This window comes from Myxococcota bacterium (genome assembly GCA_041389495.1).
In the GTDB taxonomy this organism is placed as follows: domain Bacteria; phylum Myxococcota_A; class UBA9160; order UBA9160; family UBA4427; genus JAWKRT01.
In genome coordinates this window covers 546,415-560,513 of record JAWKRT010000002.1, presented here as the reverse complement: position 1 = coordinate 560,513, position 14,099 = coordinate 546,415, and the positions used below count along the sequence as shown (strand labels likewise).

Genomic DNA, 14,099 nt, shown 5'->3' with positions numbered 1-14,099 from the left:
CTGCGAGACGCGATCGCGCGACGCGGTCGCGCGACGCGGTCGCGCGACGTGTACCCTGCGCGCGATGCGCATCGGCCTCCAGATCCCGAGCTTCACGACACCGGGCGGCCCCGCGTCGCTGCGTCGTCGCCTCGCCGACGTCGCGCGCCGCGCCGACCTGGGCGGCGTCGCGAGCCTCTGGGTGATGGATCACTTCTTCCAGATCGAGTTCGTGGGCCCGCCCGAGCAGGAGATGCTCGAGGGCTACACGGCGCTCGCCTATCTCGCGGGCGCCACCGAGCGCGCGACGCTCGGCACGCTCGTCACCGGCGTGACCTACCGGCACCCCGGCGTGCTCGCCAAGACGGTGAGCACGCTCGATGTGCTGTCGGGCGGGCGCGCGGTGCTCGGCATCGGCGCCGCGTGGTTCGAGCGCGAGCACGCGGGCCTCGGCGTTCCGTTCCCGCCGCTCGCCGAGCGCTTCGAGCGGCTCGAGGAGACGATCCGGATCGCGCTCCAGATGTGGAGCGGCCGCGTTGAGCCCTTCGAAGGCCGCCACTACCGGCTCGCCGAGACGCTGTGCGTGCCGGCGCCGCTGTCGACGCCGCGGCCGCGCATCCTCGTCGGCGGCATGGGCGAGCGCAAGACGCTCCGCCTCGTCGCGCGCTACGCGGACGCCTGCAACCTGTTCGACTACGCCGGCACCGACGCGATCCGCGCGAAGCTCGACGTGCTGCGGCGCCACTGCGACGACGTCGGCCGGCCGTACGACGAGATCGAGCGCACGAGCCTCTCGACGCTGCGGCTCGCACCGGGGGCGGACGGCGCGCGCGACGCCGTCGCGAAGCTGCGCGCGCTCGCCGACGCGGGCATCCAGCACGCGATCGTGAGCCTGCCGAACCTGTGGGACGAGGACGCCGACGCGCTCGGCGTGCTGGTGCGCGAGGTGGTGCCCGCGGCGGCCGGGCTCGGGGCGCCGTAGGCGGCGCCCCGAGCCCGGCCGTGCGTTGCTAGGCCGCCGCGCTCGGCCGCGCCTTCACCTTCTCGAACCAGCGCTTCAGGTTCGCGCAGGAATCGGGGATCGGCTGACCGACCATGCCGCCGAACTCGAGGAACGCGAAGAGCACGACGTCGGCGAGCGTGAAGCGCCCGGGCACGATCGTCTCGCGCTGGGCGAGCTGCGCATCGAACCAGGCGAGCCCGTCCTGGCCGATCTGCTTGAGGCCGGCCGCCGCCTCGGGCAGCGTGCGGATGCGGTCCTTGAAGATCGGGAGCCCCTCTGCGAAGCGGAAGCCGTCGCCCATCGGCTGCACGACCTTCCACTCGACGCGGCGCACCCACTGGCGCGTCTCGGCGCGCTCCTGCGGCGTGCTGCCGACGAGCGCCGGCTCGGGCTGCAGCTCCTCGATCAGCTCGCAGATCGCGATCGTCTCGGCGACGAACGCGCCGTCGTCGAGCTCGACGCACGGCAGCTGGCCGGAAGGATTCTTCGAGAGGTAGGGCTCGCGGCGGTTCTCGCCGCCGGCCAGGTCGACCTTCACGGTGTCCGAGAAGGCGAACCCCTTCTCGGCGGCGAACATGCGGACGAGCTTCGGGTTCGGGCCCATCGAGTCGTAGAGCTTCACGGTGTCTCCTCGCGGTTGGCGCGGCGCGCGCGCGGCAGTATGACGCCGCGCGGCGGCGGCGGTTGCGGAATCTCTCCGCGGCGTGCGCGCGGACGGGTGCCGAGCGGCCGGCGGCGCGGCGGAAGGCCGGCGTCGCGGCGGACGGCCCGCGAAGCGCGGCACGACCGGAGCGCGCCACCGGCCGCACGCGTGCGGCGGGCCGGGCCGCGTACTACAACCCGCGCGTGCCCGGAAGCCGCTCCCGCCCCGCTCGACCGGATCGACCCGCCGCGGCCGCGCTTCGCGCGGCGCGCACCGCGCGGCCTTCCCGAGGCATCGCATGACCCGACCGCTACGCAAGCGCTGGGTCGCGCTCGGCGCGCTCGCCTCGTTAGGCGTCGCGGCCTGGCTCCTCCGCCCGCCCTCGGCCGACGACATCCTCGCGTCGCTCGACGTCCCGCCCGCACCCGTGCTCTCGCCCGACGAGGCGCTCGCCGCGTTCCGCGTCGCGCCGGGGTTCCGCGTCGAGCTCGTCGCGGCGGAGCCGCTCGTCGTCGACCCGGTCGCGATGGACTGGGACGACGAGGGGCGGCTCTACGTCGTCGAGATGCGCGGCTTCATGCCCGACATCGACGGCGCGGGCGAGGAGCGGCCGAGCGGACGCGTCGTCGTGCTCGAGGACGAGGACGGCGACGGCCGGATGGACCGCAGCGACGTGTTCCTCGACGGGCTCGTGCTGCCGCGCGCCGTCGCGGTCCTGCCGCAGGGCGTGCTCGTCGGCGCGCCCCCCGACCTGTGGCTGTGCCGCGACGCCGTCGCGGCGACGCCGCGCGACCGCCACTGCGACGACCGCGTTCGCCTCGGCGACTACGCGACGAGCGGGCCCAACCCGGAGCACCTCGAGAACGGGCTCCTGCCCGCGATCGACGGCTGGATCTACAACGCGAAGTCGCGCCGCCGCTTCCGCTTCGGCGCGGCCGGCTTCGAGGTCGGAGCGACCGCCTTCCGCGGGCAGTTCGGCATCGCGCAGGACGACGAGGGCCGCCTCTTCTACGACCACAACTCGGCCTTCCTCTACGCCGACGCGATTCCGGCCGAGTACCCGCTGCGCCAGCCGGCGACGGCCGGGCGCCTCGCGAAGCCGGGCGTCGGCGTCGACCTCGCGCCCGGCGCCGAAGTGTTCGGCGTGCGGGTCGCGCCCGGGCTCAACCGCGCCTACACGGACGGCTCGCTGCGCGCCGACGGGCGACAACGCGGGCCGACCGGCGTGAGCGGGATCGCCATCCAGCGCGGCGACCAGTACGGCCCCGAGCACGTCGGCGACGCGTTCGTCCCGGAGGCCGCGGGCGCCGTCGTCGCGCAGTTCCGGGTCGAGCGCGACGACGGGCGCGAAGCGGCGGTCGGCCTCCGCGCGATGCACGTCCTGCATCCCGATCCGCAGTGGGGCGAGCGCGAATGGCTCGCTTCGACCGATGAACGCTTCCGGCCCGTCGACGCGAAGGTCGGGCCCGACGGCGCGATCTGGGTCGTCGACATGTACCGCGGCGTCATCCAGCACGCGTACTACGTGTCGGACTACCTGCGCGCCTACGCGCTCGCGCACGGGCTCGAGGCGCCGGGCGCGCAGGGCCGCATCTGGCGCGTCGTGCGCGAAGATCGCCCGATCGCTCGCCGACCGCCGCCGCTCGCGACGCGCGCGCAGCAGCTCGCGGCACTCGAGCACCCGAACGGCTGGGTGCGCGACCGCGCGCAGCGACGCCTCGCGGTCGACCCGTCTCCCGACGCGAGCGCAGAGCTCCGCGCGCTCGATCGCTTCGGCCCGCGCGCGCGCCTGCACGCGCTGTGGGCGCTCGCGCAGCGCGGCGCACTCGACGCCACCACGTGGGCGCGCGCGCTCGACGATGCCGACCCCGCCGTGCGACGCGCCGCGCTGCGCGCCGGCGAGCCGCAGCTCGCGACGTGGGGAGGCGACGCGCGCGCGCGGGTGCTCGCGCGGCTCGACGACGGCGACGCGAGCGTGCGGCTGCAGGCGCTGCACACGCTCGGCGCGCTCCCGCGCGACGCCCTCCCGCTCGCCGCGATGCTCGACGCCGCGCGCGCGGGCGACGCACTCACCGTCCAGGCCGTCGTGTCGGGCCTCGGCGGACGCGAGCGCGAAGCGCTCGCCCACGAGCTCGAGCGCGAAGCGCTCGCTCACGAGCTCGGTCGCGAAGCGCTCGCCCACGAGCTCGAGCGCGAAGCGCTCGCCCGCGAGCTCGAGCGCGAAGCGCTCGAGGTCGAGCCCCCGCGCGCAACCGCCTCGCCGCCCGACGATGGCGCGCTCGCGCTCGCGTCCGAGCTCGCCGCCGCCGCGCACCTCGCCGCGCAGGCCGGCGACGACGCCGCGCGCGACGTCGCCGCGCTCCTCGATCTCGCGGCGCGCGCGCCGAACGACGCGCTGCGCGCGGCGGTGATCGAGGGCATGGCCGACGCACAGTCGCGCGAGGGGAGCCGGCGCGTCGAGCTCGCCGCTCCGCACGCGCTCTTCGACGACGGAGCCGCCGCGCGCGCGCCCGTGCGCGTGCGCGACGCGATCGCGCGCCTGCGCCCGCACATCACGTGGCCCGGCGACCCGCGCCCGGGCGGCGCGCGCGCGCTCACTGCCGAGGAGGAGTCGCTGCGCGAGCGCGGCGCCGCGCTCTTCGCGGCGTCGTGCGCCTCCTGCCACGGCGAGAACGGCGCGGGCCTGCCGGGCCTCGCCCCTTCGCTCGTCGGCTCGCCGTGGGTGCGCGATGCCGACGCCTGGCTCGTGCGCATCGCGCTCCACGGGCTCACCGGCCCGGTCGAGATCGGCGGCGAGACGTGGCGCTCGACGATGCCCGGGCACGCGCGCGACCCGCGCTTCGACGACGAGGGGCTCGCGGGCGTGGCGACGTTCCTGCGCCGCGCGTTCGGCCACGCGGACGACCCCGTGTCGCCGGCGACCGTCGCGGCCGTGCGCGCCGAGACGCGCGAGCGCAGCGCACCCTGGACCGTGGACGAGCTGCTCGCGCTTCCCGTCGCGCACCGGCTCGATCGTTATGCGGGGACGTGGCGCGTCCCGATCGTCGGCCTCGAGATCCTCGTGCGCCGCGAGGGCGCGAAGCTCGTCGTCGGGCGCCCCGGCGACGCGGCCGCGCCGCTCGACGAGATCGGCACCGGGGCCTTCGCCGCGCCCGAGATCTCGATCCGCTTCGAGGCCGACGACGCCGGGGCGATCGTCGCCGCGAGGCTCGACGCGCAGGGGCGCTCGGTGCCGCTCTCGAGGGCCGAGTAGTCGGGCGCGGACGGGGTGCGGCCCGCCCCACCGCGGGGCGCGGCGCGGGCGCGCGCATGCCGTACCGTACTGCGCCGCCCGGCGCGTCGGCGCGCGCGGGTGGAACGGATCCGTCGAGGGAGTGAAGGAGGGCCTCCGTGAGCCAACGAGTCCGCGTCGCCATCGCCGGCGTCGGGAACTGCGCGAGCTCGCTCGTCCAGGGCATCGCCTACTACCGCGAGCGCGACGCGGCCGCGCACGCGGGACTCATGCACCCCGACATCGGCGGCTTCGGGCCCGCCGACGTCGAGGTGGTCGCGGCGTTCGACGTCGATCGCCGCAAGGTCGGCCGCCCGCTCGAGGACGCCGTCTTCGCGCGGCCGAACTGCACGCGCGTGTTCCAGCCGACGCTCGAGAAGAGCGGCGTCGACGTGCAGATGGGGCCCGTGCTCGACGGCGTGGCCGACCACATGGCGGCCTACCCGGACGACGACGCCATCCGGCCCGCCGACACGGCGCCCGTCGACGTCGCCGAGGCGCTGCGGCAGGCGCGCGCGGACGTGCTCCTCTGCTACCTGCCCGTCGGGTCGGAGCGCGCGGTGCGCCACTACGCGCAGGCCTGCCTCGACGCGGGCGTCGCGATGGTGAACTGCGTGCCCGTCTTCCTCGCGTCCGACCCCGTCTGGGCGGAGCGCTTCCGCGCGGCCGGCCTCCCGATCGTCGGCGACGACATCAAGAGCCAGGTGGGCGCCACGATCGTGCACCGCGCGCTCGCGCGGCTCTTCGCCGACCGCGGCGTCGCGCTCGACCGCACCTACCAGCTGAACACCGGTGGCAACACGGACTTCCTGAACATGCTCGAGCGCAGCCGGCTCGCCTCCAAGAAGCGCTCGAAGACCGAATCGGTGCAGAGCCAGCTCGACGCGCGCCTCGACGCGCACGACATCCACATCGGCCCGTCGGACTACGTGCCCTGGCAGGGCGACAACAAGGTCGCGTTCATCCGGCTCGAGGGACGCGGCTTCGGCGACGTGCCGCTCGAGCTCGAGCTGCGACTGTCGGTGCAGGACTCGCCGAACAGCGCGGGCGTCGTGATCGACGCGCTCCGCTGCGCGAAGCTGGCCCTCGACCGCGGTGTCGCCGGGCCGCTCGAGGCGCCGAGCGCGTGGTACATGAAGAGCCCGCCTCGCCAGATGCGCGACGAGGAGGCGCGGCGCGCGCTCGAGGAGTTCGTCGCGGCGCCGGGCGCGCCGGCGCGGAACCCGCGCGGCGCCTAGCGACGCCAAGCGCCGGGGAGGCCCGGCCTCCCCGGCGCGCGGTCGCTCGCGCCGCTACGACGCGGGCGGCGCGTCCTCGACGACGCAGCCCTGCACGCACTCGCGCAGCTCGCCGCGGCACGGCAGCGCGTCCTCGCACGTGCGCGCGCACTGTCGCGCGTTCTCGTGCGCCTGGCGGATGCAGCTCCGCCCGCCGCCCGCCGCCACGCAGTCCGCGATCGCATCGCGCAGCTCGTCGCGGCACGCGACGAGGCACGCGCCCTTGTCGTCGCGGCACAGGTCGAACGTGGCGAGGCAGCCGTCGGTGCACGCCGGGTCGAGCCGGTCGCTGCAGCCGAGCGCGCAGCCGACGCGCGCCTCGTTGCACTCGGCCATCGCGAACCGGTACTCGTCGCGACACGCCTGGCGACAGGCGCGGTCGCCGGTCGGACACGCGTCGCGGCACGCGCGCGCGTCGTCGCGCGCGTCGAGCCGACACGCGCGGTGGTCGTCGCGACACGCGCTGCGGCAGGCGCCCGGGTCGGCGCTCGCCGCCGTCGCGCCCGCGAGCGCGACCGCCAGCGCGACGGCGCCGAAGAGCGCCGCGGCGCGCGTGCGGCGGAGCGCGGCGGCGCCCGCTGTGGCGGGGGTGGCGGAACTCGGAGTCGTGGTGCGTTCGGACGTCGTGGACATGGAGCCTCCTCGGTTGCCGATCTCGGGACGGGGTCTCGCCCGGCCCTCGAACCCGCCCGCGCCGGGAAGGTCACGCGGGAGCGACGCGACCGGGTAGGATCGCGGCGTGCCCCGCGCGCTCCCGGCCATCGACCCCGCGCCCCCGCTCGTGCGCTCGCGCGTTCCGCTCGCGGGCGCCGGGCTCGCGCTGCTCGCCGACCCGACGGCCGCCTTCGAGCGCTGGCGACGCGAGCTCGGCGACACGTTCGCCGTCGACGTCTTCGGCTACCGGATGCTGTGCGTGTTCTCGCCCGAGGGCGTGCGCAACCTGTGGGCGCTGCCGGAGGCGCAGGCGAGCAAGGGCGCGGGCGACTTCGCGCTGCTGCGCCACAAGGTGCCCGACGAGCTCTTCGTCGGACGGCGCACGCGGCCGCACGACCTGTTCGCGCGCGACGACGTCGAGGTCTACCTCGAGAACCTGCGCGCGGCCGTCGCGATCGAGCTCGACGAGCTCGACGACGCCGGCGAGCTCGAGCTCTTCGCGTGGACGCGGCGGCTCATGCACCGCGTCGGCCTCGCATCGTGGGGCGGGATCGAGGCCGCGGCGCCGCGCCACCTCGACCGGCTGGTTCCGCTGCTCGACCGGCTCGACAGCTCGGAGTCGTTCGTGCACCCGCACAAGGCGCTGTGGGCGATGGCGACGCGCAAGCGTGCCGAGCGCCGCGCGATCGCGGGGCTCGACCGCGTCTTCGCCGACATCCTCGCCGAGCGCGCGCGCGCGGGCGGCGACGCGCGCGACGACCTGCTCGCGCAGATCGCCGCGAAGTGGGCGGACGTGCCGAGCCCCGAGCGCGAGCGCGGCATCGGGCGCGACGTCGTGCTCGTGCACATGGGCGCGCAGTCGAACCTGTTCGCGGCGACGGCCTGGACGCTCGTGCACCTGCTCGAGCGGCCGGCGCTGCTCGCCGCCGTGCGCGGCGGCGACCTCGACCTGCTCGATCGCTGCTCGTACGAGTCGATCCGCCTTCGCCAGCGCTCGATCGTGCTGCGCATGGTGCTGCGCGAGACGACGATCGCCGACGAGAAGGCCGCGTACCGCGTCGCGCCCGGCGCATTCCTCGCGACGACGATGGCCGTGACGAACCCGGCCGCGCTGCCCGGACTCGACCGCTTCGACCCGGCGCACTTCGAGCGGCGCGCGTTCGCGCGCGCGGGCGAGCTGCCCGCGCGCGAGCTCGTGACGACCTTCGGGCACGGCCGCCACGCCTGCCCGGCGCACGGCTTCTCGATCGCGGCGATGCGTCACGCGATCGCCTCGCTCGTCGAGCGCTTCGAGCTCGAGCCGCTCTTCCGCGACCCGCGTCCGCTGCGGCGGCAGATCGGCGGCGTCGCGCGCGCCGACCGCCCCTGTCGCGTCCGCTACGCGGCGCGACGCTAGGCGCACCGTGCCCGACGACCTGCTGCGCGCGGCGCTCGACCATCCCGCGTACCCGCGGAGCGCCGGCTACGACCCCGCGTGGATCGCGCGCCACGAGATGGGGCCGAACGCGCTCTGGCTGCTCGAGGCGCTGCTCGCCGCGATGCCGATCGAGCGCGGCGCGCGGGTGCTCGACCTCGGCTGCGGGCGCGCCCTGACGTCGATCTTCCTGGCGCGCGAGCTCGACGTGCGCGTCACCGCCGTCGACCTGTGGATCCCGGCCGAGGAGAACCGCGCGCGCATCCGCGAGGCGGGCGTCGAGGATCGCGTCACCGCCGTCCACGCCGAGGCCCACGCGCTGCCCTTCGAGCCGGGCGCGTTCGACGCCATCGTGAGCATCGACGCCTATCAGTACTTCGGCACCGACGACCTCTACCTCGGGACGCCCGTGCACCTGCTGCGCGACGGCGGGCGCCTCGGCGTCGTCGTGCCCGCGACGCTGCGCGAGCTCGACGGCCCCCCGCCCGCGCACCTCGCGCCGTTCTGGGAGTGGGAGTTCGCCTGCTTCCACGCTCCGGCGTGGTGGCGGCGGCACTGGGCGAAGACGGGCCTCGTCGACGTCGAGGTCGCGGACGCCGTGCCCGACGGCGCGCGCGACTGGCTGCGCTTCGGGCGCGCCCTCCTCCCCTCCTGCACGGGCTGGCGGCGCGAGTCGTGGGAGCGCGAGATCGCGATGCTCGAGGCCGACCGCGACGGCCTGCTCGGCTTCGCGCGCGTCGTCGCCCGCAAGCGCGCGGAGCCCGCGGCGCCGGGCGGATGCGGCGCGGCGCGCGGCGTCGACGCCTAACGAAGGCGCCGCAGCGCCGACCGGGCCGCCCAGTAGCCGCACAGCCCGTGGACGCCGCCGCCGGGCGGCGTCGCGGCCGAGCAGATGAAGAGCCGCGGGTTCGGCGTCGAGTACGGGTCGAGCCGCGTCACCGGGCTGTTGAACAGCTGGAACGCGTCGGAGACGCCGCCGGTGATCGCCCCGCCCACGTAGTTCGGGTTGTAGGCGTGGAACCAGGCCGGCGTCATCGCGTGACGCGCCAGGATGCGGTCGCGGAAGCCGGGCGCGAAGCGCTCGATCTGCGCCTCGATCGCGTCGCTGCGGTCGAGCGTCGAGCCGTGCGGCACGTGACAGTAGGCGTAGCCCGTGCGCCGGCCCTCCGGCGCGCGCGTCGCGTCGAAGTCGCTCTGCTGGCACACGATCAGGTAGGGGCGCTCGGCGTGTCGCCCCGCGTACATGTCGCGCTCGGACGCGCAGATCTCCTCGAGCGTCCCGCCGACGTGCACGGTCGACGCCTCGAGGCAGCGCGGGTCGCGCCACGGAATCGGCCCGTCGAGCGCGAGATCGAGCTTGAAGACGCCGGGCCCGTAGCGGTACCGGCCGAGGCGGCGGCGATAGCGGGCGGGGAGCGCATCGCCCGCGATCGACGCGAGCTGGTCGGGCGAGGTGTCGAACAGCACGACGCGCGAGGACGGGAGCTCCGCGAGCGAGCGGATGCGGCGCCCCGTCTCGATGCGGCCGCCGAGCGTCGCGAGATGGCGCGTCAGCGCGCGCGCGATCGCCTGCGACCCGCCGCGCGCGACGGGCCAGTCCTCCGCGTGCGCGGTCACCGCGAAGACGAGACCGAGCGCGGCCGTGAGCGGCTGCGTCAGCGGCAGCACCGAGTGCGCGGCGCAGCCCGCGAGGAGCGCGCGCGCCCGCGGCTCGCGGAACGCGATGCGCGCCAGCCGGTTCGCCGAGAACGCGCCGCGCATCCCGAAGCGCGCCATCGCGAGCGGGTGACGCGGGATGCGCAGCGGTGCGAGCACGTCCTCGAGCAGCCCGTTCGCGTCCTCGACGAAGGGGCCGACGAGCCGCTCCCACGCGCGCGCGTCGCGGCCGAGCCCGGCGGCCGTGCGCGCGACGGAGCGGTAGAGCACGACGGCGTCCTGGTCGTCGAGCGGGTGCGCGACGCTCGCCGCGGGCCGCACCCACTCGAGGCCGTGCTCGTGCAGAGGGAGCGTGCGGAAGAAGGGCGAGAGGATGCCCATCGGGTGCACGGCCGAGCACACGTCGTGGACGAAGCCGGGGAGCGTGAGCTCGGCCGAGCGCGTGCCGCCGCCGGGCTCCTCGTGCCCCTCGACGACGAGCACCGACGCGCCCTCCTGTGCGAGTGCGATCGCGGCGGCGAGCCCGTTCGGCCCCGAGCCGACGACGACCGCGTCGACCTCGTGCTGCGCCATCGCGTCAGGCCGAGGCGGCGCGCGACGGATTCCCCCGCTCGAACGCCTCGGCGTGCGCGCCCTCGGGCCAGGGCTGCAGCGCGCGCATCGGCCGCATGTCCGTCGTGTCCTCGTCGACGAGCCCCGTCGCGGCGTCCCAGACCTTCCACTCCATCGTGTGGCCGAAGAGCGGCTCGGACTCGACGGAGACGACGCGCAGCTCGCCCGGCTCGAAGCCGCAGCGCTCCTGCACCGCGTCGAGCAGGCGCTTCCCGTTCAGGTGGCCGTCGCCGAAGTTCCAGCCGAGCACGACGCCGCCGAGCACCTCGCCGTCCATGAACGTGTAGTTGTCGACGTGGTCGACGGCGCGCGGGATCGCCTCGAGCAGCGGCCGCCCCTGCAGGTGCATGAAGCGCGACACGGGCAGCATCGACATCGCCGCCGCGAGCATCTTCTCGTCCTTCAGGATGCTCGCGAGCTGCTCGCGGAACGTGCCCGAGGCCTTCTTGATCTTCGCGAGCTTCTTCTCGGAGTCGCCGCGGAAGAGCCAGACGTTGTAGGCCCAGTTCCCCGCGTAGTACCGCATCGCCAGCAGGAACGAGACGTGCTTCGGCACGAGGTTCCCGTAGAGCGGCACGACGAACAGGCAGAAGAGCATCACCGCCGCCCACGCCGGATTCGCCAGGAAGATCGCCTGCACGGGCGGCGTCGGGTGCGCGAACCACAGCCACCACGCGCCGTAGATCATCAGGATGTTCCAGTCGACGGGCATGCCGGACGGGTTGTTGATGCCGATCCACCCGTGGAAGCTCGTGACGAACAGGCACGCCGCCGCGAGCGCGAGCGGGTGCGCGCCGAGCTCCGTCGCGAGGATCAGGCACACCGGCAGCATGTACTCGGAGAGCGTCCCGAAGTGCGCCATGAAGGTCGCGAACCGCGACGGGCGCAGGTCGTCGGGATAGCCCGCGAACAGGTACGACTTGAGCCACTTCGGGAAGAAGGGCCCGTTGTTCATCATCACCATGATCACGGACGGGAAGTGGTGGTTGACCTTGGAGCTCGCGGCCCAGAACCAGATGAAGCACCACACGAGCTTCGCGGCCGCGATCCAGACGCCGTCGTCGAAGCAGACGAACAGGCTCGCGAACACGAGGAAGTAGTGCTCGGAGCGCGCCGCGAGGAAGAGCGTCGTGTCGAGCACGCCGAGGACGGGGAGCAGGATGCACGTCGGCAGCAGGAGATCCGCCGTCACCTCGGGCGCGACGAGCACGCGCAGCAGGAACAGCTGGTTCGCACCGTAGAGCGCGACGTCGAGCCACGTGCGCGACGAGCCGCCGATCACCGGCGCGTCCGGGAAGAACGGGAGCTTGATCGTGCCGGGACGCAGGTAGTGGAGGAAGCCGCCGATCGGCGGCCAGTAGCGCGCGTTCATCGGCCCCGAGCCGCAGCCGAAGCCCATGAGCTCGTAGAAGATCGCCCACGCGATCGCCTTGCGGAACGCGTCGTGCGAGAAGGCCCACGAGGCCGGATCGGTGAAGCCCGTGTACGAGCTCGAGAACGAGACCCAGAACGCCCAGCCCCCGATGAACAGGAAGATGTACTTCGCCCAGTACATCGCCATCAGCGAGAACGGCGTCGGCTGGATCTGCGAGGCCCACGTCCGGCAGTTCATGCGCAGCCGGCGCGGGAAGGGCAGCGCGAGGACCTCGGCCGGGTCGTAGGGCGGAAGGGAGCTCTCGTCGATCGCCAAGGCGGGTCCCCCGTCTCGATGCGTGCGCGGTGCGTTCGGCGGCGCGGCGCGTACGGCACGCCGCGCGGCGGCGGCGCGCGGGCATCGCGCGCCGCCGCGTCTTCTACTCCGAGCGCCGGCGGCGGATCAACCAGCGAGGCGACGTCGTCGCGGAGTGGTATCGTCGGGCGTCCGGTCGCGGTGGCGCGTCCCGCCCCGCGTTCGTCGCATCCAACGCCTCGTGATCGGCCCGGCCCTCGGTGGGCGCGGGCCCCCCATCCGCCCCAGGAGTCCCCATGGCCGAACAGATCCCCTTCGTCGACTACCTCGTGCTCGGCGACGACCCGCACCTCGTCGCGAACGAGTGCGCGAAGTGCGGCGCCCGCTTCTTCGATCGCCGCAACGCCTGCGCGAGCTGCTCGGGCACCGAGTTCCAGAAGGCCCGCGTCGCCACCAAGGGCACGCTGCGCGCCTACACGATCGTCGCATTCGCCGCGCCCGGAATCCCCGTCCCGTTCGTCTCCGCGATCGTCGACTGCGACGGCACGAGCGTGCGCGCGAACCTCGTCAACGTCCCGGCCGACCCCGAGCACGTGAAGCTCGGCATGCCGGTGCGCCTCACCACGTTCCCGATCGGCAGCGACGCCCAGGGCGTCGAGGCCGTCAACTTCGGCTTCGAGCCGGCGGCCTAAGGAGGACCTGCACCATGGGTTCCGAAGACGTCTACATCCTCGGCATCAACATGACCAAGTTCGGCAAGCACAAGGAGCTGGACACGCTCGACCTCGCGAGCCAGGCCACGCTCGCGGCGCTCGCCGACGGCGGCGTCACGATGAAGGACATGGGCATCGTCGCCGCCGGCAACCTGATGGGCGGCGCGGCGCCGATCGCGCAGATGATCCAGAAGCAGGTCGGCCAGACCGGCATTCCCGCCTACAACGTCTCGAACGCGTGCGCGACGGGCGCGACGGCGCTGCGCGTCGCGGTCCTCTCCGTGAAGGCGGGCGAGTCGGACTTCGGCCTCGCGGTCGGCGTCGAGAAGCTGGCCGGGGCGGGCCTGCTCGCCGGCGGCTCGCGCAAGGCCGACGGCGAGGCGTGGCAGCGAAGCGGCCGCTACGGCGCGGTCGCCGGGGTCGACGGCCGCATCGGCACCGAGACGATGCCCGGCGTGTTCGCGCAGATCGGCATGGAGTACGGCCACAAGTACGGCGGCGCGAACTTCGAGCTCTTCGCGCAGATCTCCGAGAAGAACCACGCGCACTCGACGCTGAACCCGCTCGCGGCCTACACGAAGCGCTTCACGCTCGAGGAGATCATGAACGACATCATGATCGCCTATCCGAACACGCGCCCGATGTGCTCGGCGAACTGCGACGGCGCGGCGGCGGCGGTGGTCGTGAGCGGCTCGAAGCTCAAGACGCTGTCGAAGGAGCAGCAGCGGCGCGCGGTGAAGATCTCGGCGTCGGTGCTGACGTCGGATCCGTACCAGGAGGCGTGCCAGGTCCTCCCCGACGTGAACACGCTGACGCGCGCGGCCGCGAAGCAGGCGTACGAGCAGGCGGGCGTCGGCCCCGAGGATCTCGACCTCGTCGAGCTCCACGACTGCTTCGCGACGGCGGAGCTCGTGCACTACGACAACCTGATGCTGTGCGAGGAGGGCGGCGCGGTCGACTTCTTCAAGTCGGGCGCGACGTGGCGCACGGGCAAGACGCCGGTCAACGTGTCGGGCGGCCTCGAGTCGAAGGGCCACCCGATCGCGGCGACCGGGATCGCGAACATCTGGGAGGTCTGCCACCACCTGCGCGGCGAGGCGGGCGAGCGCCAGATCGAGGGCGCGAAGGTCGGCCTCGCGCACGTGATCGGCCTGGCGTCGGCCTGCGGCGTCCACATCCTCGAGAAGTCGCGCCTCGCCTAGCAACCG

Annotated in this window: 11 protein-coding genes; 7 read left to right on the top strand and 4 right to left on the bottom strand. The window is 74.3% G+C overall.

Translation table 11 applies throughout. The features are described 5' to 3' along the window. Nucleotides 1-64 precede the first annotated feature (64 nt). Nucleotides 65-961 carry an LLM class F420-dependent oxidoreductase gene (locus R3E88_13205; protein MEZ4217434.1) on the top strand — a complete coding sequence of 299 codons (897 nt, stop codon included), beginning with the start codon at nucleotides 65-67 and terminating at the stop codon, nucleotides 959-961. 28 nt (nucleotides 962-989) lie between these two features. On the opposite strand, the gene R3E88_13200 is transcribed toward R3E88_13205, so the two are convergent. After that, nucleotides 990-1,604 (bottom strand): glutathione S-transferase, encoded by a 615-nt coding sequence (locus tag R3E88_13200; GenBank protein MEZ4217433.1) that lies wholly within the window; start codon nucleotides 1,602-1,604, stop codon nucleotides 990-992. 319 nt (nucleotides 1,605-1,923) lie between these two features. On the opposite strand from R3E88_13200, the gene R3E88_13195 reads away from it, so the two are divergent. Then, nucleotides 1,924-4,878 (top strand): c-type cytochrome, encoded by a 2,955-nt coding sequence (locus R3E88_13195; protein MEZ4217432.1) that lies wholly within the window; start codon nucleotides 1,924-1,926, stop codon nucleotides 4,876-4,878. A gap of 137 nt (nucleotides 4,879-5,015) precedes the next feature. Continuing rightward, nucleotides 5,016-6,134 carry an inositol-3-phosphate synthase gene (locus R3E88_13190; protein ID MEZ4217431.1) on the top strand — a complete coding sequence of 373 codons (1,119 nt, stop codon included), beginning with the start codon at nucleotides 5,016-5,018 and terminating at the stop codon, nucleotides 6,132-6,134. 54 nt (nucleotides 6,135-6,188) lie between these two features. On the opposite strand, the gene R3E88_13185 is transcribed toward R3E88_13190, so the two are convergent. Next, nucleotides 6,189-6,806, bottom strand: coding sequence for a hypothetical protein (locus R3E88_13185; GenBank protein ID MEZ4217430.1), 618 nt, complete (start codon nucleotides 6,804-6,806; stop codon nucleotides 6,189-6,191). 106 nt (nucleotides 6,807-6,912) lie between these two features. Here R3E88_13185 and R3E88_13180 point away from each other — a divergent pair, with 106 nt between their 5' ends. Both R3E88_13180 and R3E88_13175 read left to right on the top strand, forming a co-directional pair. Next, the gene (locus R3E88_13180) at nucleotides 6,913-8,223 is read left to right on the top strand and encodes a cytochrome P450 (protein ID MEZ4217429.1); all 1,311 of its coding nucleotides are present in this window, start codon (nucleotides 6,913-6,915) and stop codon (nucleotides 8,221-8,223) included. A gap of 7 nt (nucleotides 8,224-8,230) precedes the next feature. Then, nucleotides 8,231-9,049 (top strand): methyltransferase domain-containing protein, encoded by an 819-nt coding sequence (locus R3E88_13175; protein ID MEZ4217428.1) that lies wholly within the window; start codon nucleotides 8,231-8,233, stop codon nucleotides 9,047-9,049. On the opposite strand, the gene R3E88_13170 is transcribed toward R3E88_13175, so the two are convergent. Beyond that, entirely contained in the window at nucleotides 9,046-10,470 is a 1,425-nt protein-coding gene (locus tag R3E88_13170) for an NAD(P)/FAD-dependent oxidoreductase (protein ID MEZ4217427.1), read from the bottom strand. The genes R3E88_13175 and R3E88_13170 overlap by 4 nt on opposite strands. 4 nt (nucleotides 10,471-10,474) lie before the next feature. Further along, nucleotides 10,475-12,199: a DUF3556 domain-containing protein gene (locus R3E88_13165; GenBank protein ID MEZ4217426.1), complete on the bottom strand. Its 1,725-nt coding sequence runs from the start codon at nucleotides 12,197-12,199 to the stop codon at nucleotides 10,475-10,477. A 275-nt stretch (nucleotides 12,200-12,474) separates the two neighbouring features. Between R3E88_13165 and R3E88_13160 the strand changes: the two genes are divergently transcribed. Continuing rightward, nucleotides 12,475-12,870, top strand: a complete 396-nt coding sequence (locus R3E88_13160) for an OB-fold domain-containing protein (protein ID MEZ4217425.1) — start codon at nucleotides 12,475-12,477, stop codon at nucleotides 12,868-12,870. A 14-nt stretch (nucleotides 12,871-12,884) separates the two neighbouring features. Then, nucleotides 12,885-14,093 (top strand): thiolase family protein, encoded by a 1,209-nt coding sequence (locus tag R3E88_13155; GenBank protein MEZ4217424.1) that lies wholly within the window; start codon nucleotides 12,885-12,887, stop codon nucleotides 14,091-14,093. The last annotated feature ends 6 nt before the right edge of the window (nucleotides 14,094-14,099 follow it).

Coding starts and splice junctions, on each gene's coding strand:
- R3E88_13205 (MEZ4217434.1), top strand. CDS start 65: ATGCGCATCGGCCTCCAGATCCCGAGCTTCACGACACCGGGCGGCCCC.
- R3E88_13195 (MEZ4217432.1), top strand. CDS start 1,924: ATGACCCGACCGCTACGCAAGCGCTGGGTCGCGCTCGGCGCGCTCGCC.
- R3E88_13185 (MEZ4217430.1), bottom strand. CDS start 6,806: ATGTCCACGACGTCCGAACGCACCACGACTCCGAGTTCCGCCACCCCC.
- R3E88_13170 (MEZ4217427.1), bottom strand. CDS start 10,470: ATGGCGCAGCACGAGGTCGACGCGGTCGTCGTCGGCTCGGGGCCGAAC.
- R3E88_13160 (MEZ4217425.1), top strand. CDS start 12,475: ATGGCCGAACAGATCCCCTTCGTCGACTACCTCGTGCTCGGCGACGAC.
- R3E88_13155 (MEZ4217424.1), top strand. CDS start 12,885: ATGGGTTCCGAAGACGTCTACATCCTCGGCATCAACATGACCAAGTTC.